At 74.0% G+C, this 17,095-nt stretch carries 20 protein-coding genes; 16 read left to right on the top strand and 4 right to left on the bottom strand.

Translation table 11 applies throughout. The features are described 5' to 3' along the window. The first annotated feature begins 55 nt into the window (after positions 1–55). Positions 56–949 (top strand): MBL fold metallo-hydrolase, encoded by an 894-nt coding sequence (locus IMZ35_RS11450; protein ID WP_199440936.1) that lies wholly within the window; start codon positions 56–58, stop codon positions 947–949. A 282-nt stretch (positions 950–1,231) separates the two neighbouring features. Continuing rightward, positions 1,232–1,603 carry a hypothetical protein gene (locus tag IMZ35_RS11445; protein ID WP_199440935.1) on the top strand — a complete coding sequence of 124 codons (372 nt, stop codon included), beginning with the start codon at positions 1,232–1,234 and terminating at the stop codon, positions 1,601–1,603. 20 nt (positions 1,604–1,623) lie between these two features. On the opposite strand, the gene IMZ35_RS11440 is transcribed toward IMZ35_RS11445, so the two are convergent. Beyond that, positions 1,624–1,842, bottom strand: a complete 219-nt coding sequence (locus IMZ35_RS11440; RefSeq protein WP_199440934.1) for a hypothetical protein — start codon at positions 1,840–1,842, stop codon at positions 1,624–1,626. Between the two features lie 58 nt (positions 1,843–1,900). Between IMZ35_RS11440 and IMZ35_RS11435 the strand changes: the two genes are divergently transcribed. The 4 genes from IMZ35_RS11435 (at position 1,901) to IMZ35_RS11420 (ending at position 3,516) form a co-directional block, all read left to right on the top strand. Next, positions 1,901–2,068 carry a hypothetical protein gene (locus IMZ35_RS11435; RefSeq protein ID WP_199440933.1) on the top strand — a complete coding sequence of 56 codons (168 nt, stop codon included), beginning with the start codon at positions 1,901–1,903 and terminating at the stop codon, positions 2,066–2,068. A gap of 28 nt (positions 2,069–2,096) precedes the next feature. Next, on the top strand, positions 2,097–2,582 hold the full coding sequence (locus IMZ35_RS11430) for a MarR family winged helix-turn-helix transcriptional regulator (protein ID WP_199440932.1): 486 nt from the start codon (positions 2,097–2,099) through the stop codon (positions 2,580–2,582). 146 nt (positions 2,583–2,728) lie between these two features. Beyond that, positions 2,729–3,097 carry a hypothetical protein gene (locus tag IMZ35_RS11425; protein ID WP_199440931.1) on the top strand — a complete coding sequence of 123 codons (369 nt, stop codon included), beginning with the start codon at positions 2,729–2,731 and terminating at the stop codon, positions 3,095–3,097. Continuing rightward, positions 3,094–3,516: a roadblock/LC7 domain-containing protein gene (locus IMZ35_RS11420; protein WP_199440930.1), complete on the top strand. Its 423-nt coding sequence runs from the start codon at positions 3,094–3,096 to the stop codon at positions 3,514–3,516. Before IMZ35_RS11425 ends, IMZ35_RS11420 begins: the two co-directional genes overlap by 4 nt. A 20-nt stretch (positions 3,517–3,536) precedes the next feature. Here the strand turns inward: IMZ35_RS11420 and IMZ35_RS11415 are convergent, their stop codons facing one another. After that, entirely contained in the window at positions 3,537–4,865 is a 1,329-nt protein-coding gene (locus tag IMZ35_RS11415) for an FAD-dependent oxidoreductase (RefSeq protein ID WP_199440929.1), read from the bottom strand. Positions 4,866–5,165: 300 nt separating this feature from the next. After that, positions 5,166–5,780 (bottom strand): helix-turn-helix transcriptional regulator, encoded by a 615-nt coding sequence (locus IMZ35_RS11410; protein WP_199440928.1) that lies wholly within the window; start codon positions 5,778–5,780, stop codon positions 5,166–5,168. A gap of 509 nt (positions 5,781–6,289) precedes the next feature. Here IMZ35_RS11410 and IMZ35_RS11405 point away from each other — a divergent pair. Next, positions 6,290–6,835 (top strand): hypothetical protein, encoded by a 546-nt coding sequence (locus IMZ35_RS11405; RefSeq protein ID WP_199440927.1) that lies wholly within the window; start codon positions 6,290–6,292, stop codon positions 6,833–6,835. A gap of 80 nt (positions 6,836–6,915) precedes the next feature. Here IMZ35_RS11405 and IMZ35_RS11400 read toward each other — a convergent pair whose 3' ends face one another. Further along, the gene (locus tag IMZ35_RS11400) at positions 6,916–7,131 is read right to left on the bottom strand and encodes a DUF397 domain-containing protein (protein ID WP_199441045.1); all 216 of its coding nucleotides are present in this window, start codon (positions 7,129–7,131) and stop codon (positions 6,916–6,918) included. 189 nt (positions 7,132–7,320) lie between these two features. On the opposite strand from IMZ35_RS11400, the gene IMZ35_RS11395 reads away from it, so the two are divergent. The 9 genes from IMZ35_RS11395 to IMZ35_RS11355 all read left to right on the top strand — a co-directional run bounded on the left by IMZ35_RS11395 (position 7,321) and on the right by IMZ35_RS11355 (position 17,094). Further along, positions 7,321–7,776 (top strand): hypothetical protein, encoded by a 456-nt coding sequence (locus tag IMZ35_RS11395; RefSeq protein WP_199440926.1) that lies wholly within the window; start codon positions 7,321–7,323, stop codon positions 7,774–7,776. Positions 7,777–7,954: 178 nt separating this feature from the next. Beyond that, complete coding sequence (locus tag IMZ35_RS11390) at positions 7,955–9,223, top strand: sensor histidine kinase (protein WP_307867940.1); 1,269 nt, start codon at positions 7,955–7,957, stop codon at positions 9,221–9,223. Further along, positions 9,220–9,882, top strand: coding sequence for a response regulator (locus IMZ35_RS11385; protein ID WP_307867939.1), 663 nt, complete (start codon positions 9,220–9,222; stop codon positions 9,880–9,882). Before IMZ35_RS11390 ends, IMZ35_RS11385 begins: the two co-directional genes overlap by 4 nt. A 108-nt stretch (positions 9,883–9,990) precedes the next feature. Beyond that, complete coding sequence (locus tag IMZ35_RS11380) at positions 9,991–11,430, top strand: DUF8832 domain-containing protein (RefSeq protein ID WP_199440925.1); 1,440 nt, start codon at positions 9,991–9,993, stop codon at positions 11,428–11,430. Then, entirely contained in the window at positions 11,427–11,840 is a 414-nt protein-coding gene (locus IMZ35_RS31365) for a FixH family protein (protein WP_199440924.1), read from the top strand. Before IMZ35_RS11380 ends, IMZ35_RS31365 begins: the two co-directional genes overlap by 4 nt. Positions 11,841–11,856: 16 nt before the next feature. Further along, entirely contained in the window at positions 11,857–12,990 is a 1,134-nt protein-coding gene (locus IMZ35_RS11370; RefSeq protein WP_199440923.1) for a hypothetical protein, read from the top strand. Beyond that, on the top strand, positions 12,990–13,532 hold the full coding sequence (locus IMZ35_RS11365; protein ID WP_199440922.1) for a hypothetical protein: 543 nt from the start codon (positions 12,990–12,992) through the stop codon (positions 13,530–13,532). The genes IMZ35_RS11370 and IMZ35_RS11365 overlap by 1 nt, the downstream gene beginning before the upstream one ends. Before the next feature lie 278 nt (positions 13,533–13,810). Then, positions 13,811–14,560 (top strand): ABC transporter ATP-binding protein, encoded by a 750-nt coding sequence (locus IMZ35_RS11360; RefSeq protein ID WP_199440921.1) that lies wholly within the window; start codon positions 13,811–13,813, stop codon positions 14,558–14,560. Continuing rightward, positions 14,560–17,094: an ABC transporter permease gene (locus tag IMZ35_RS11355; RefSeq protein WP_199441042.1), complete on the top strand. Its 2,535-nt coding sequence runs from the start codon at positions 14,560–14,562 to the stop codon at positions 17,092–17,094. The genes IMZ35_RS11360 and IMZ35_RS11355 overlap by 1 nt, the downstream gene beginning before the upstream one ends. Position 17,095 lies beyond the last annotated feature (1 nt).

Below are 17,095 nucleotides of genomic sequence, written 5' to 3'. Positions count from 1 at the left end.
GAACGCCCGCGCGCTGGACTGGGGCCGGTCCCGTTCCCGTTCAGAAGGAGTCAGCGTGTCCGATCAGGTGCTGCCCGATCCCGTCGTGGAGACCACCGGTGTGCGGGAACTCGCCCGCGACCTGGTGGTGATCCCGGACCGGCGGGTGCCGCTCGTCCCGAACATCGGGGTGATCGGCGGCGAGCACTCCGTTCTCGTCGTGGAGACGGGGTTGGGGCCGCGCAACGCGGAGACCGTGCTGGCGTTCGCGACCGAGTACGCGCGGGGACGCAGGCTCCTCCTGACCACGACGCACTTCCACCCCGAGCACGCGTTCGGCGCGCAGGTCTTCGCCGACGACGCGACGTTCCTGCTCAACCGGGACCAGGCCGACGACCTGAGGACGAGGGGCCCCGGCTACCTGGAGATGTTCCGCGGGCTCGGCGAGACGGTCGCGCGTCGGCTGGAGGGCGTCGAACTGGCCACCCCCGACGTCGTCTACGAGCGCGAGCACGAACTGGACCTGGGCGGCCGGGTGGTGCGGCTGCGGGCCACCGGCCGGGCGCACAGCCGGGGCGACCAGGTGGTGGAGGTGCCGGACGCGGGCGTGCTGTTCACCGGCGACCTGGTGGAGGCAGGCCAGTTCGCCATCTTCCCGTGGTTCCCGCCGCACGACACCGACGTGTCCGGCACCCGCTGGCTGGCGGTGCTGGAGCGGCTCGCCGCCGGGAGACCGCGGGTCGTCGTGCCCGGTCACGGCGACGTCGGCGGCGCGGAGCTGCTCACCGACGTGCGCGACTACCTGGCACTGCTGCGCGACGAGACGTGGGTGCGGCGCGACTCGGCGGTGAGCGAGGAGACGATCGCCGAGGAGGTCTCGGCGCTGATGATCGAGCGGTACCCGGACTGGACGGGCCGGGAGTGGCTCGGCAGGGGCGTCGGCTGCCTGTGCGCGGAGCACGCCGGCTGATCGTCGTCCGGTCCGGTGTGGACGGTCCGCACCGGACCGGGTCGCGCGAACGCTCCGCTCGCCGTGCCCGAACGCTCCGCTCGGGGTGCTGGAACGCTCCACTCGCGTTCACGCGGGAGGGGGAGCGGATCACACGATGGTGTTGGGCGGTGGAATCGGGGCGGGGGCGTCGGTACGTTGCACCCCACGGTGCGGCCTCGTCGATCACCACCGGCACGTCGTGCGTGACCGGGGTCGCCGTCCTCTCGATCGTGCGGATGACATCACCACAAGGGGTTGGTCGTGTTCAAGAAGCTTGGCGCCGTCGTGACGGCCACCGCCGCGGGCACCGTGATGCTGGCCGGTGCGGCTTCGGCGGCCGAGGTCCCCGGCCCGCTGGAGGTCGGCGGGATCGACGTCGTGGACAACAGCGACCACGTGCAGGTCGGCCTGGTGAACACGAACGACACCGACCTGCTGCACAACGCCGACGTGGTGGTCGGCGCGTGCGATCTCGACGTGAACGCGCTGATCGCCCAGGTGCCGGTGGAGGACGTCGCCAACGGTCTCGACGTCCCCGTCGGCTCTCCGGGCGTGAACGAGGCGGAGGCGCTGGCCGGTGACGTCTGCGCCACCGGCGGAATCCTGGACGCGGGCCACGGCCAGTCGAGCTGAACTCCGCACCACCGGCGTGATCAGCCCTGCTCGCCGCCGAGCCGGGCCACCCGTTCCCGCGCCTCCGCCGGGTCCTGCTCGGACAGGGCGTCGTCCCGGGTGAGCCGCGGCCGCCGGTAGCCGGTGCACTCGGCCGACCGGCGGTCCAGGCCGCGTTCGGTCGGGAGGTGGCGGCGCAGAGCGCCCCCGCCCGCGAGCCGCGCGAACACCGAGCCGGGCGGCGGTTCCGCCGCGCGCACGGCGTCCGGCAGCGCGCTGCCGTGTCAGGGCGCGACGTCGCCGCGGCGAACACCACCGATGAACACCACGGCCCGCGCGTCCGCGGGCAGCGACTCGACCAGCGTGGCCGGGCGACCGGTCGACGAGGACGTCCCGCACCTGGTGCAGGCGGCCGGGAACGCCGTCGAGACCGGCCCGGAGGTGCTGCTGGACGGCATCGACACGGCCGTGCGACGCTCGGCGTGACACGTCAACGAGTGAGTGGGGTGGTCCGGTGGCCGAGGCACGGTGGCTCGACGAGCACGAGGACCGCGTGTGGCTCGCCTACCGCGACCTCAGACGGGAGCTCCAGGCCGCCTTCGACCGGCAGCTGGTGCGCGACGCCGGCCTCTCGGCCGCCGAGTACGCCCTGCTCGCTCCCCTGTCGGAGGCGGCGGACGGTGTGCTGCGCACCCGCGAGCTGGGTCGCGCCGTGGGCTGGGAACGCAGCCGGCTCTCCCACCAGGTCAACCGGATGGAGAAGCGGGGGCTCGTCGTCCGCGAGGAGTGCCCGGACGACGCGCGGGGCTCGATGGTGCGGCTGACGCCCGCGGGCCGCACGGCGATCGAGTCGGCGGCTCCGGGTCACGTCGAGGTGGTGCGCCGCTACTTCTTCGACCCGCTGTCGGCCGAGGAGCTCGACGTCCTGGAGTCGGTGTTCGGCCGGATGCTCGCACGCATCGAGCTGGACAGGACCACACCCACCGACTCCGAACAGTAACGATGTGACCTGCCCGTTTGCGACTTGCGGGTGAAGATCCCCGCGCAAACGTCACCCGTCTGGGTAACGTGCTTGCGGCAGCCACGATCACGTGGCACGGGGGCGCGGTCCGTCGCCTCCGGTCGGTCCGGGTGGAGGTTCAGCGGGTGAACATCGACGAGGCGTTGCGCGACGCCATGACGGTCGAGGGCGCGGTGGGTGTGTCGCTGGTCGACTACGACAGCGGCATGACGCTGGGAGCACAGGGCGGCAACGCCCTGCTGGACCTCGAAGCCGCCGGTGCGGGCAACACCGAGGTGATGCGGGCGAAGCTGCGGACCATCGCCTCGCTCCAGCTGGACGACACGATCGAGGACATCCTCATCACGCTCCAGCGGCAGTACCACATCATCCGCCCGCTGTCGGACGTCCTGGTGGGCAGGCTGTTCCTGTACCTGGTGCTCGACCGCGGCCGCGCCAACCTGGCGCTCGCCCGGCACCACCTGCGGCGCGTCGAGCAGAAGCTCACGGTATGAACGAGCAGAACGGCAACCGCACGCCGATCCGCCTGCGCGATCCCCGCGTCCTCTCAGAACTCCTGGGCGGGGTCCGGGCACAGGTCGACGGCATCCAGGGCGCCGTCGTGACCAGCCGGGACGGCATGGTGCTGTCCGCCGACACCGGGCTGAGCGCCGCCGACGGCGACGCGGTGGCCTCGCAGGCCGCCGCCATGGCCGCAGCCGCGGCGGGCATCGGCTCCCGCTTCCTGCAGGTCACCTCGCTGGGCCGGATGCAGGGCGCGATGTTCGAGGGCGACCGCGGCTGCATCGGCATCGTCCCGCTGAGCAGCACGCTGCTGCTGGTCCTGCTCGGCACCCCGAACACCACCCTCGGACGCTTCACCGTCGCGGCGAAGCGGGCGGTCGCGATCCTGCTCGCCCCGGACCAGGGCTGATCCGGGGCCGGGACGCGGGCTCAGCGCGACCCGGCGCGGTGGCGCAGCACCCGCGCCACCAGGTCCGGCGCGAACAACCGAGCCGGTGGACTCGTCAGGGCGAACACGCGGACCAGCGCGCCGCCCAGCACCGGGTCACCGGCCGCCGCGGCCCGGTAGCGGTCGAGGTAGGCCGCGACCAGGCGGGCGGCGGCGGTGCGGCGACCGCCCAGCTCCGGGAACCGCAGGTCGGTGCCACGGCCGATGGACCACGGGCCGTGCACCAGCGAGGCGGCGGCCCGGAAGAACCGCCGGGCCAGCCGGTCGGTGCCGTGCGCGAGCAGCCGCGCCAGCAGCTGCGCCTCCAGCGCCGCGACCGACGCGCCCTGCCCGTGCAGGGGGTTGAAGGTGCACAGCGCGTCGCCCAGCACCAGGAGCCCGTCCGGGAAGCGGCGCACCCGCTCGTAGTAGCGGCGGGTGTGCCTCGGCCAGGACATCCGCACGGGGTCGTCCAGCGGCTGCGCGGTGCGCACGACCTCGGCCACCTCGCCGCCGGGCAGCGACTCGGCGAACGCGAGCAGCCCGGCGTGATCGCCCGGCGGGTGCTCGCCCAGCACCCCGGCGACGGTCACGGCGAACCGGTCGCCCTCCTGGGCGATGACGCAGCCGCCGCGCCGCGTTCCGGGGTGGAACCCGGCGACGGCCCCCAGCCCGCCGTCCAGGTGGTGCGGCTCGCGCCGGTAGTGGCGGGTGACGCACGCCAGGCCGATCTCGACGCTCTCCTCCGGCACGCGCTGGTAGCCCATCTCCTCCAGCCAGGCGGGAGTGCGCGAGGCCCGCCCACCCGCGTCCACGACGAGGTCGGCGGCGAGCCTGGTCTCCGCGGCGCTGTCCGCGCGCGGCAGCAGCCGCACTCCGGTCACCAGGTCGCGTCCCGGTGCCGAGGTGAGGCCGACGACGTCGCACGCGCCGATGATCGTGACGCCGGGCAGCGCGCGGACGCGGTCCCGGACGGCGCGCTCCAGCGCGACTCCGCTGACGCCGACGCCCTCCAGCCGCGGCCGTCCGGCGCGCAACCGGTGATCACCGCTGTACCAGCGCAGGTCGTGCTGGAGGTCGGCGCGCACCGCGCCCCCGGCGACCAATTCGTCGCCCAGGCCGGGGAGCAGGTGTTCCAGCGCGGCCGTCCCTCCCGCGAGCAGCGCGTGCGCGTGCGGGCCCTGCGGGACGCCGCGCCGGCCGGTGGCCCCGGCCGTCAGGACGTCGCGGTCGATCACCGCGACCCGTTCGAACACGTCGCTGAGCGCCCTGGCGGCCAGCAGTCCGGCGATGCCCGCACCGACGACCACGGCCCGGCCGGTCTCTTCCATGATCTCAAGACTGCTCGTGATCGGCGCTCACCCGACAGCTCACCCACAGCTCATCCGGTGCCCACCTCGCGGGCGCGTCCGGGGGCGGGCACGCATCGGTGTGCGTTGGGGCAGCGGAGGTATCCACACCTCGACGCACCGCCGGCCGTCGTGATCATCTGTGCACCACGAGTGGTCGCGAGTGCGAACAGGGGTCGTTCGATGACGCAGTTCCCCCGTGCGAAGGGGCGCCGGCCGGTGAACCGGACGACGCCCCCGTGCGCACGGGTGGCGCACCACACCGCGTCGGACCACCTCGCGTCAGATCACCCCGGCACGCAGGGCGAACGCGACGGCGTGCGAGCGGTTGCGGAGCTGGAGCCGCTTGGTCATGCCGTAGATGATGTTCTTGACCGTGCGGTCGGAGTAGCAGAGCTTGTCCGCGATCTCCGCCGTGTCCCAGCCCTCCGCCATGAGGCGCAGGACGTCGATCTCCCGCGCCGTGAGGCCCGACGCGGTGAGGCCGTTGGGCGCGAGCACCTCGCGCTGGAGCCTGCCGACGCGCTGGAGCAGTTCGCCCAGCAGGTCCGGCGGCAGCAGTCCACGCCCGGTGCAGGCGGCCTTGATGGCGCCGGCCAGCCGCTCGGGAGTGGCCGCGACGCGGGACAGCACCGCGACGACCCGGCACTCCACGGCGGTGAGCAGGTCGTTCGGATCGACGTGGCCCGTGACGAGCACCGTCGGCCCCCCGCACTCCGCCGCGACGCCGCGCATCAGCGTCACGACCTCCGGGGTCACCCGGTCGGTCGCCATGACGCAGACGTCGGCCTCGGCCATGCGCTGCGGCGGGATCACCATCAGCTCGGTCCGCTCCTTGAGCGAACCGCTCAGTCCGGCGAGCGTGATCGGATCGGTCGCTCGCAGCACTACACGCATTCTCTCCACAGGTCCTCCCCTACCCGTAGTCGATCCGGACGACGGACGTCCGTCGTGCCCGGACCGCTCTTCTGCTCTGCCTCGCCGCCGAAGCGGACACCGGTGCCCGGCACCGGCGGAGCGGTCGGCGGAACCGCGTCCGACGACCCGTCGAGGTGCGTTCCGGGGAACGGGCGAGTGGCGGAGTGCCACTGCCGAGGGTGATGTTGCTCCGAACGAGTGCTCATCCGACAGACCACAACTGCTCACCGAGTGCCCACACGTCTCAGCACGGCGTGCTCTTCGGGCACTGCCGGGATGCCTCGAAGGCTCGAAGGCCCTGGTCAGAGGTCTAGACCGATCATCGCCACCTCTGGGTGTGCGGTTCGTCACAATCGGCGACGAGACCACGCCCAGTAGAAGCTTTCCCCTTTGACCACACGACGGAGTGACGTGCGCGCAAGCGCGACCGGACAGAACGGGTCGTTGGTCGGTGTCGCGCGACCGGGCGGAGCGGGGATCATGCGAGCGTGACCCTCGCCGCGCCGCTCTTCCCCCTGTTCCGCACGGACGTCGTGCAGGCGTCGGGGTTCGGGGGCGTGCGCACGTGCGCGCTGTGCGGCACCGCGCGGGAGTGCCTGCGACTGGACGAGGTGGTCACCGCGTGCCCCCGCTGCACCCAGCGGACCAGGGTGCGGCGGGGCGGGCACGCCGACTCGTGCCACCACTGCGGCACCGCGATCGACCTGCGCGACGAGCTGAGCCCCGGCGCCGCCGACGCGCTGACCCGCGGAGCGGATCTCGACGCGCACGGGTGCCTGGACTGCCTGAGCGCCGGTCGGTGGGTGCAGAGCCACGACACGGAAGCGGGTCCGGTGCGCTTCGGCGAGGCGCCGGCCGCGCTGCTGGACCTGCTGCGCACACCGGCGTACGCGGCGCCGGGGGGCGAGTGCTGGCCGCTGTGCCACGGTCGCCCGGCGGCCTACCTCGGACCGGCGTCCGCCGAGGGCCCGCTGGTGCACGTCTTCGCCTGCGACACGTGCGGCGCGCTGCGGGAGCAGGTCGACGGGAACTGACGCCGGGCCGAGCGGTGCTCGACCGGTTCAGGTCTCGTTCGCAGCAGCGGCCAGCTCCTCCGATCGGTTGATTTCGCGGATCAGCCGATCACGTCGTCGAACTCGCCGTCCTTGACCCCGAGGAAGAACGCCTCGATCTCGGCCCGGGTGTAGACGAGTGCCGGGCCGCTCGGGAAGCGGGAGTTGCGGACCGCGACGCCACCGTCCGGCAGGGGCGTGACCTCGACACAGTTGCCCACCGCCCCGCTCCGGCGGCTCTTCCGCCACCGGGCCTCGGTCAGAGCGTCGGCGGACATGCCGTTCTGGACGACGGACACGGTGACCTCCTGGAGCTGAAGAACCACTCGGACGTGCCGTGCGGATGCACGTGCATCCGGACGTGCACGATGCTAGCGTCCTGCACGAACCAAATGCACGTGCATCTTCAGGTGACTGTGCACTGGAGCTTGGCGGTGGTCATGAGCACGGAGACTGGTGATTTGCGCGTGGCATCGGCAGGAAGCGATGCCCAGATCACCGAGGACGAGCTGTCGCCGCTGGTGCGACGACTGCTCGTCGACGTCGTGAACGACGGTTTCACCCTCCGCTACTGCGGCGGGGTCGTGGAACCGTCGGCGATCGTCTGCACCTACGACTGGGACGACTACGTCGACATGGTGACGCTCAGGGGTTTCCAGCACGTGACCGCCGCGCGGGTGCCCAAGCGGGAGAAGATCGACCTGTTCGCCCCCGAGCAGGTCGTCTGGGTGTACCAGGGCAGGGCCGACCGCGCCCTCCTGGCTCTGCTGAACCTGGTCCACCCCGACCATCCCGATGCACCGCGTACGGCCGTTCCCGCACCGCGCTCGCTCCACGTTCCTCCGGTGGAGCAGCGCCCCGTGACGGTACGGCCTCCCTCGTGGCGGAAGGCCGGCGTTCGCGCCGCCCGACTCGCGTCGTGAGGACGTCCGTGAGGGGGGTGAACGCGGTCGGCTGACCACCGGCCGCGCCACTTCCTCCCCCCGTTCACCGCGGACACCGTTCGGCCCGTCGCCGGGTCCCCCGCGCGGGGGATCTGGCTCCGTCGCGCGCGCCTTACGCTTCTCCCCTGCCGGACGAGGCGAGCGGGGGACGGAACAGGTGGGAACGGACGGCGCGACCGACCCGGTGCGCGGCACCCGCAGATCACTGGTCGGCCAGTCCCTGCTGGTGGCGGCGACGTGCGCGGTGGTCGACGTGGCCTCGTTCGTCCTGAGCGAGCCCGCGCCGTTCGGCTGGCGCGAGCAGGTCCTCGTCGTGCTGATCCTCGCGGTCGACGGCGCGCTCGCCACCTCGGCCCGGCGCTCGGGCCTCGTCGCGGGAGCGCACGCCCTGCTGCTGGTCGCCGCTTCCCTGCTGCTGGGCCCCGGCGGCCAGCAGGTCAACGACGCCGGGGTGCTGATCGCCGCCTACCGCGCCGGGGCCTGGCTCGGCGGCGCGCAGGCCGCGACCTCCGCGCTCGCGATGGCCGTCGGCCTCGTCGTGAACGAACTGGAGCTGGAGGGCGGCCGGGAACCCGGCCCGTGGCCGGTGGTGCTCGACGTCGCGGCGAGCTGCCTGCTGCCGCTGCTGGTCGGCCGCTACACCACCGCGCGCGGCGCCTACATCGCCGAGCTGGAGCAGCGGAGCGAGCGGCAGCAGCACGCCGAGCGGGCCGCCGTCGCGCGAGCCGTGGCGCAGGAGCGCAGCGCCGTCGCCCGCGACCTGCACGACGTCATCTCCCACCACGTCAGCGCGATCGGCGTGCACGCGGGAGCCGCCCGGCTCGGCCTGGGAGAGGACACCGACGGCCCGGCGCGGCGCGCGCTGCACGCCGTGGAACGGGCCAGCCGCTCGGCGATGGCCGATCTGCGCAGGCTGCTGGCCCTGCTGCACGGCCACGAGGACCGCGCCGACCGCCAGCCCGGACTGGCGGGCGTCGACGAGCTGGTGCAGGGCGTGCGGGCCGCCGGGCTCCCGGTGGCGCTGACCACCCGCGGCGGGCGGCGGGAACTGCCGGGATCGGTCGACGTGGCGCTCCACCGCATCGTGCAGGAGACGCTGACGAACGCGCTGCGCCACGGAGGGGGAGGACTGGTGGAGGTCGACGTGCACGTCCGCGAGAGGGACGTCGTGCTGACGGTGACGAACGAGATGCCGAACAGGGCGGCGACGAACAGGGCGGCGACGAACAGGACGGCGACGAACAGCGCGGCGACGAACAGGACGGCGACGAGCGGAGCCCACCGGAACACCGGGACGCCGCGGCTGGGGCTGGCCGGCATCGGGGACCGGGTCGCGCTGTTCGACGGCGAGTTCCGGCACGGCCCGGACGCCACCGGCGAGCACTGGGTCGTGCGCGCGCTCCTGCCGACCGGGGAGCGCCCGTGACGCTGCGCGTCCTGCTCGCCGACGACCACGCGCTGTTCCGCTCGGGGATGCGCGCCGTGCTCGACACCCAGCCGGACCTGGAGTGCGTCGCCGAGGTCGCTGACGGGCGCGAGGCGGTCGCGCTGGCCGCGAGGCTGCGCCCGGACGTCGCCGTGCTGGACGTGCGGATGCCGAAGCTCGACGGCCTCGCCGCCGCGGAGGCGATCCTGGGCGCGCCGGGCAACGTCACCAGGGTGCTGGTGCTCACCACCTACGACAGCGACGAGTACGTCTACCGCGCGCTGCGGGCCGGTGCCAGCGGTTTCCTGCTCAAGAGCCTCCCGCCGGAGGAGATGATCTCGGCGATGCGGGTGGCCGTGCGGGGCGACGCGCTGATCGACCCGTCGGTGACCCGGCGACTCATCACCCGCTTCGCCACCAGCATCGAACCGCCGCCCGCGCCGCCGGAGGTGCGGCGGCTGACCTCGCGGGAGCAGGAGGTGCTGCTGCTGATCGCGGCGGCCCGCAGCAACGCCGAGATCGCGGCGCAGCTGCACGTGGGCGAGGAGACGGTCAAGACGCACGTGTCGCGGGTGCTCACCAAGCTCGGGCTGCGCGACCGCGTGCACGCCGCCGTCTACGCCTACGCGCACGGTCTGGTGAGCGGTCCGCACCGCTGAGCCCGCCGACCCCGACCCGGTGCCGGGGTCGAATCCCTCGTGCGGGGGACGAGCGGTCCCCCGTTGCCGTGACGACGGGGACACGCTCCGTTCCTAGAGTCGGTCCCGATGAGGACGACGGAGAAGACGATCGCGGCGCTGCTGCTGAGCGCGCTGGCCACGCTGTGCGGTGGAGCGCTCGCGCTCGCCGACGGGGCACCGGCCGGTGGTGACGTGCACGTCGCGCAGACGCTGGGGGACCGCGAGCTGACCGTGGTGCTGCGCCGGGTGGACGCGGTGCCGGGCCCGCTGAGGGTCGACGTGATCACGCACGAGGGCAGCGCGCCCGGCGAGCTGCGGCTGCGCGTCGCACGGCCGGGCGGCGGCGGCGGGCCGGAGGCCGTGGTGGCGCTGGGCGCGACGCCCGGTCCGCACCACGGGACGCTGCGGGTGGACACCGCCGGGCCGCAGGAACTGGCGGTCGACGACGGCGAGCGGGTCGCGCTGATCCCGTTCGTGGTGCCGGTGGCGGTGATGTCGCCCGCGGAGGGCCTGACCTACCGTGGTTTCGTGGCCGCCGGGCTGCTGCTGCTCGTCGCGCTGGGCACGGCTGTGACGGCGCGGCACGGGTGGGTCGTGCTGCTGCCGGCGGGCGGGTTCGTGGCGGCGCTGGCCGTGGCGGTGACGGCCGCGCTGCTGTCCGCCTCCACCCCGGCCCCACCACGTCCCGGCGAGGACGTCGACGCCACCGAGGACGCCGTCCGCGACCCGTACTCCGTGCAGCGTCCGTCCACTTCGGACCTCTCCCGGCCACCGGTCACGCTGCTGCTGCGCGCCGGGAGCACCGGAGACGCGCTCGACCTGGAGCTGTCGCTCACCGACGGCGCGAGCGGACGCCCGGTGGACGACCTGCTCGTGCACGACGACGCGCTGATGCACCTCGTGGTCGTCACGCCCTCCGGCGGACTGCGCCACGTGCACCCGGTGCGGGTCTCTCCCGGCGAGTACCGCGCGCGGCTGCGCGCCCCGGAACCCGGCCACCACGCGGTGTCCGCGGAGATCTCCCGCCGCGGTGGCGGGGTGCAGCTGCTGCGCTCCCCCACCGGCTTCGACGTCCCCGGCACGCCGGTGGACCCGTCGTCGCCGCCCGCCGCCGGTGCGCGCGACGTGAACGGCACCCCCGTCGACGTCGCCGTGACCGGGGCGCGAGCGGGTGAGCCGACCACGATCACCGCACGGGTCGGCACGACGGCCGACCTCCAGCCCTGGCTGGGCATGGTGGGACACCTGATCGTCGTCGGCCCGCTGCCCGACGGGGAGCCGGTGGGCGACGCGGCCCAGCGGGCACCGGTGTGGGCGCACGCGCACGCGATGGTGCCGCTGACGCCGGGCGCGACGGGCGGGCCGCCGGACGAGACGGTCGCCGCCTACGGCCCCGTGGTGACGTTCACGCACACGTTCCCGCTGCCCGGCCGCTACCGGGTGTGGGTGCAGAACCAGCGCGACTACGCCCTGGTGACGACACCGGTCCTGCTGGACGTCGGAGCCGGAGAAGGAGGAACGCCGTGACGCGGCGGTGGATGCGGGCGGCGCCGGTGGCGGCGCTGCTCGTGGCGGTGGTGGTCGCGGCGGCCGTCGTGCTGTTCGCCCGACCGGGCTCGGGAAGCGCACCGGCCGCGCTGGAGGCGGCCACGTCGCGGCACGGCGTGCGGCTGGTGGTCGACGCGGCCCGCGCCGGCACCACCGGCGTGGACGTCGAGGTGAGCGGCGCGCCCGACGTGGACGAGGTGCGGATCGAACCGGCCATGCCGCACATGGGGCACGCACTGCCGCCGATCCCGGCGCAGCGCACCGGGGACGGCCGGTACCGGGCGGCCGAGGTGCCGCTCGACATGGCCGGGCAGTGGGAACTGACCGTCGTCGTCGACGACGCGCGAGGAGCGGAGCGGGTCGTGTTCCCGCTCCTGATCAGCGGATGAGAGGAAGACGAGCACGATGGACCTGACAGCACCGGGAACACGCGTGGCGGTGAACGCCCGCGCACGCGCGGGAACCAGGGGGTGGCCACCTGCGGCCGCGGTGCTCCTGGGCGCCTTGATGTCGATGTTCGGGCTGAGCTGGGACGTGCAGTGGCACAGCGACGTGGGACCCGACACGTTCTTCACGCTGCCGCACCTGCTCCTCTACACCGGCAGCGCGGTCGCCGGGGTGGCCGCGCTCGTCGTGGTGCTGCGCACGACCGCGGCGCAGCGCGCCGGACGCTCGGTGGACCCGGCGGTCGGCGGGCACGCGATCGGCGTGTTCGGGCGGACGTTCGCCGCTCCCGTCGCCTATCTCGTGACCGGAACGGCTGCCGCGACGTTCCTGCTCTACGGCCTGTGGGACCAGTGGTGGCACAGTCTGTACGGCTTCGACGCGACGATCGACTCGCCGCCGCACATCGGCCTGCTGCTGGCGATCTCCACCACGATCATCGGTTCGCTGATGGCGTTCGCCGCGGCGCGGGCCGAGCGCTGGGGCCGGATCGGCGTGCTCGTCTCGCTGGCGCTGCTGGTGGCGTTCTTCACGATCACGTCGCTGGCGTTCCAGGACGCCGACGGCGCGTTCGACGCCGTGGACACGAGCATCGCGTTCACGACCGTGCTCCTGCTGGTGGTGGCCGTGTCGTACTTCCGCAGGCCGGGTGCGGCGCTGCTGGCCGGCGGCGCCGTGGCGGCGCTCCAGGCGGTGCTGTGGGTGTTCACGCCGTGGGCGACCTACACCTACGCCGACGCCGTGGGGCTGCCGGTGCGGGACTACGTGGACCGGGTGCCCGGCCTGCCGAGCCTGATACCGATGTCCCTGCTGGGCGTGGCGCTGCTCCTGGAGGGCGCGCTGCGGGTGGCCCGCGCGAGCGGCTGGTCCGCGCGCGTCGTCGCACCCCTGTGCGGAGCGGTCGCGACCGCCCTGGTCGCGGCGCTGGCACCCCTGCAGCGCACGCTGCTGTTCGACGCTCCGCTCCCCGAGTTCGGCTACGTGGCACCGACCGCGATCGTCGCGCTCGTGCTGGGCGCGCTGGCCGGCCTTCTGGGCTGGCGCTTCGGCCTGACGCTGCGCGCCATCGCCCCGACCACCGCCGAGGAGGCGTGATGAGGACGCGGACCACCGTCGCGGCACTGCTGGCGACCGCAACCCTGCTCGGAACGAGCGCACAGCCCGCGGCGGCCTACGAACCGGTGAACGTCGTGCACACCGAGCGGGTGCAGGCCGGTCCGTACGGCATCACCGTCGGGTTCAGCACCTGGCCGGTGCGCGCCATGCAGTCGCTGGACTTCACCTTCGCCCCGGACGGCGGCATCGAGGGCAGGACCGGCACCGTGCGGCAGGAGCTGGTGGGCGCGGACGAGCACAAGACGCGCAAACTGGCCCGCCACCCGCGCAAGCTGGAGGTGTGGGGCATGGACATCGCCTCCCTGGACACGCCGGGGACGTGGACGATGACGTTCGCCGTCGACGGCCCGGACGGGCGCGGCGAGGGCGTGCTGCCGAACCTGGAGGTCCTGGAGCAGCCGGGACCGCCGCTGGCGCTGAGCTGGGCGGTGGCGACGCTGCCGCTGCTGGGGCTGATCACGTTCCTGACGATCGCCTGGCGCCGCACGAGGCCCTCCCGCGAGGAGCTGTCGGCCGTGTGAGGCGACCCGCCGCCCGTTCCGCAGGGGGCGGGCGGCGGGTCGCCGTCGCTCGAACCGCAGCTCCGCGGTCACCGCCAGGTCGATCCCGTGCAGCTCGCGCGCCTCCGTCGTGCGCTCCCCCGTGAGCTGCTCCTCGGTGTGGCCGAGCACCGCGGCCGTCCGCACGACACGGATCAGCTGCTCTCCCGATCCGCCGAACGGAGGTGGGGACAGCCCGGTCCTCCGGATCATTGCTCGCACGGTGGGTTCGGAACTCGTGCCCCAGCAGTATCTTCCACATGGTTCTGGTGCAGGGTTCGACGGAAGTGCCACCGCGCGACGTGGTGGAGCTGACCGCTGTGACGAAGGTGCACCCCGGTGGGGTGCGGGCGCTCGACGGTGTGACGGTGGGGTTCGAGCGGGGGTCGTTCACCGCGGTCATGGGGCCGTCCGGGTCGGGCAAGTCGACTCTGCTGCACTGCGCGGCGGGACTGGACCGGCCCACCTCGGGCCGCGTCGTGCTGGCCGGGCAGGAGATCGCCGCGCTGCGCGAGCCGAAGCTGACCGCGGTGCGCCGGTCGCACGTGGGCTTCGTGTTCCAGTCGTTCAACCTCGTCGACGCGCTGTCGGTGTGGGACAACGTGCTGCTGCCGCAGCAGCTCGCCGGCACGCGGCCGGACCGGGGGTGGGCGCGGGAGCTGCTGGCCCTGGTCGGACTGGCGGGCCGGGAGAAGGCCCGTCCGGGTGAGCTGTCCGGCGGGCAGCAGCAGCGGGTCGCGCTGGCCCGCGCGCTGGCCGGGCGTCCCGAGGTCGTCTTCGGTGACGAGCCGACGGGGGCGCTGGACCTGTCCACCGGCCGCGAGGTGCTGGCGCTGCTGCGGCGCTTCGTGGACGAGCTCGGAGCGACGGTGGTGATGGTGACCCACGACCCGGTCGCCGCGGGCTGGGCGGACCGGGTCGTGTTCCTCGCCGACGGGCGGATGGCGGACGAGATGTTCTCGCCGTCCCCCGAGCGGGTGTCGGCGTCGATGATGGAGCTGACCCGGTGATGGCGCGGCTGGCGGTGGCGAGCGTGCGACGCCGCCTCGGATCCTTCGCGGGCACGTTCCTCACGGCGTTCCTCGCCATCGCGCTGATCGCCGGGAGCGGTCTGCTGCTGTGGTCGGTGCTGACCGCCGGGCCGGGCGGGAACAGGTTCGCCGCCGCGGACGCGGTGGTCGCGGGCGACCGGTCGATCGTGCTCAGCACGTCGATCGACAAGGGCGACGAGGCCAAGGTCAAGACGAAGAGCGAGCGGCTGACCGGTGCGGAGCCGCTGCCGGAGTCGGTCGTCGACACGGTCGCGGAGACGCCGGGTGTCGCCGCAGCGGTGGCCGACCACGCCTTTCCGGTGGCGCTCGACCTCGGCGGTGTTCCGGTGCGCGCGGTGGACGCGGCCACCGTGGCGCACGGGTGGTCCTCCGCGGAGCTGACCCCGTACTCGCTGCTGGAGGGGGCGGCGCCGGGAGCGGACGAGGTCGTGCTCCAGCAGGGCTTCGGCGCACACGTCGGCCAGACGGTGCGGCTGACCAGCCGCACCGGGGCGCGGGACCTGCGCGTCATCGGGATCGCGGGCGGGAGCGTGCCGGGCCAGGCCGCGGTGTTCGTCGCGGACTCGCGGGTCGCCGAGCTGTCCGGGCTGCCGGGGCCGACCGCGGTCGGCGTGCACCTGGAGTCCGGAGTGGACGGTGATTCCACGCTCGCCGCGCTGCGCGAGCGGCTCGGGGACACCGCGACCGTGCACGCGGGGGCGGACCGCGTGACCGCCGATCTGCCCGGCGCGGTGCCGGACCACGTCGGCGCCATCTCCGTCTTCGGGTTCGTCCTCGGCATCACCGGGTTCGCGGCGGTGTTCGTGCTCACCGGCACGGTGTCGCTCGCGGTCCGTCAGCGGCTGCGGGAACTCGCACTGCTGCGCACGGCTGGTGCGACGCCGCGTCAGCTGCACCGCCTGCTGCGCCTGGAGATCGCGTTCGTGACGCTCGCCGCGGCCGTGCCCGCGCTGCCGCTCGGGGTCGTGGTGGCGGAGCTGGTGGCGACCCGGTTCCGGACGCTCGGCGCGGTGCCTGCGCAGTTCACCGTGTCGCTGAACGCGGTGGTGCTGCTCGTCTCCGTGGTGCTCGGACTGCTGGTGACCGTGCTCTCCACCGGGTTCGCGGCGCGGCGGGCGGTGCGGATCGCGCCGACGCAGGCGCTGCGGGAGACCGTCACCGCGAGCCGGACCGGTGTGGTGCCGCGGGTGCTGACCGCAGCCGTGCTGGTCGGCGGGGCGGTCGCGGTGCTGGGTCTGGTGCCGCTCGGCGGTCAGTTCGGCATGGGCATGGGATTCGTCTCCTGCTCGCTGCTGCTGTGCGCCGCCGCCGCGCTCGGGCCGGTCGTGGTCGACCCGCTGATCGCCGTGCTGTCCCGGCTGGCCGGGCTCACCGGGGTGCTCGGCCGCCTGGCCGGTGCGATGACCCGCGCCGGGTCGCGGCGGGTCGTGGGGGTCGCGATCCCGCTGACCCTGATGTTCGCGATCAACGCGACGATGCTGCTCAACGGCGACGTCCTGACCGCGGTGACCGCCGACCAGCAGGCCGCGCGCACCGCACCGGCGACCGTGCGGGTCGCCGCGACCAACGCGCCAGGGCTGCCGCTGACGACGGCTGCCGAGGTCGCGGCCCTGCCGGGGGTGACGGGGTCGGCCGCGACGCTCGGCACCCGCGTCGTGGTCGACGAGGGCGGCAAGCCGGAGGACCACCCGGCCCAGGGCCTGCGGGTCACCGGTGAGCGGGCCGTGGACCTGGGCGTGACCACCGGGGACCTGACCGACCTGCGTGACGGCGAGGTCGCGGTGAGCGGTCCGCTCGCCGAGGCGCGGGGCTGGCGGGTCGGCGACCGACCGGTGTTCTGGCTGGCCGACGGCACGCGGGTCGAGCTGACCGTCGTCGCGACCTACCTGAACCGGCGCGGGTTCGGCGATCTCGTGCTGCCGGCCGACCTGGTGGCGACGCACGACCCGCACGGCCTCGTCGGAGCCCTGTACCTGCGCGGCGCCGCGGACCTGGCCTCGACGGTCGGCGGCCGGTGGCCCACGCTCGCCGCGACCGACGCCGCCGACCCGCGGGGTGGTGCGTCGGACGTGCAGAACCAGCAGGCCGCGTGGGAGCTGATGGTGGTCGTCTCGCTCGGTTTCACCGCGATAGCCGTGGTCAACACGTTCGCCGTCGCCACCGGCGCCCGTCGCCGCGAGTTCGCCGATCTGCGTCTGGCCGGTGCCACGGCCGGGCAGCTGCACCGGATGCTCGGTCGAGAGACGCTCGTCGTCGTGGGCGTCGCCCTCGTGCTGGGCTGCGTGATCAGCGGGGCGGTGGTCGGCACGTTCAGCGTGGCGCAGGACGGGCGGTGGAGGCTGTTCGCCGAACCCCTGCGGTACCTGACGATGCTCGGCGGCGTGGCCCTGCTGGGTGTGGTCGCCGGGGCGGTGCCGGCCCGGCTCGTGATCGGCACCCGGTCGCTCCCGACGGGCCGCGATTCCGCCCCCGGCGCCGCGACGACGGACTAGG

Origin of the sequence: Umezawaea beigongshangensis, assembly GCF_016464305.1 — a bacterium.
Lineage (GTDB): Bacteria > Actinomycetota > Actinomycetes > Mycobacteriales > Pseudonocardiaceae > Umezawaea_A > Umezawaea_A beigongshangensis.
Note: the sequence above shows the minus strand (reverse complement) of the source record. Positions and strands in the feature narration are given on the sequence as shown.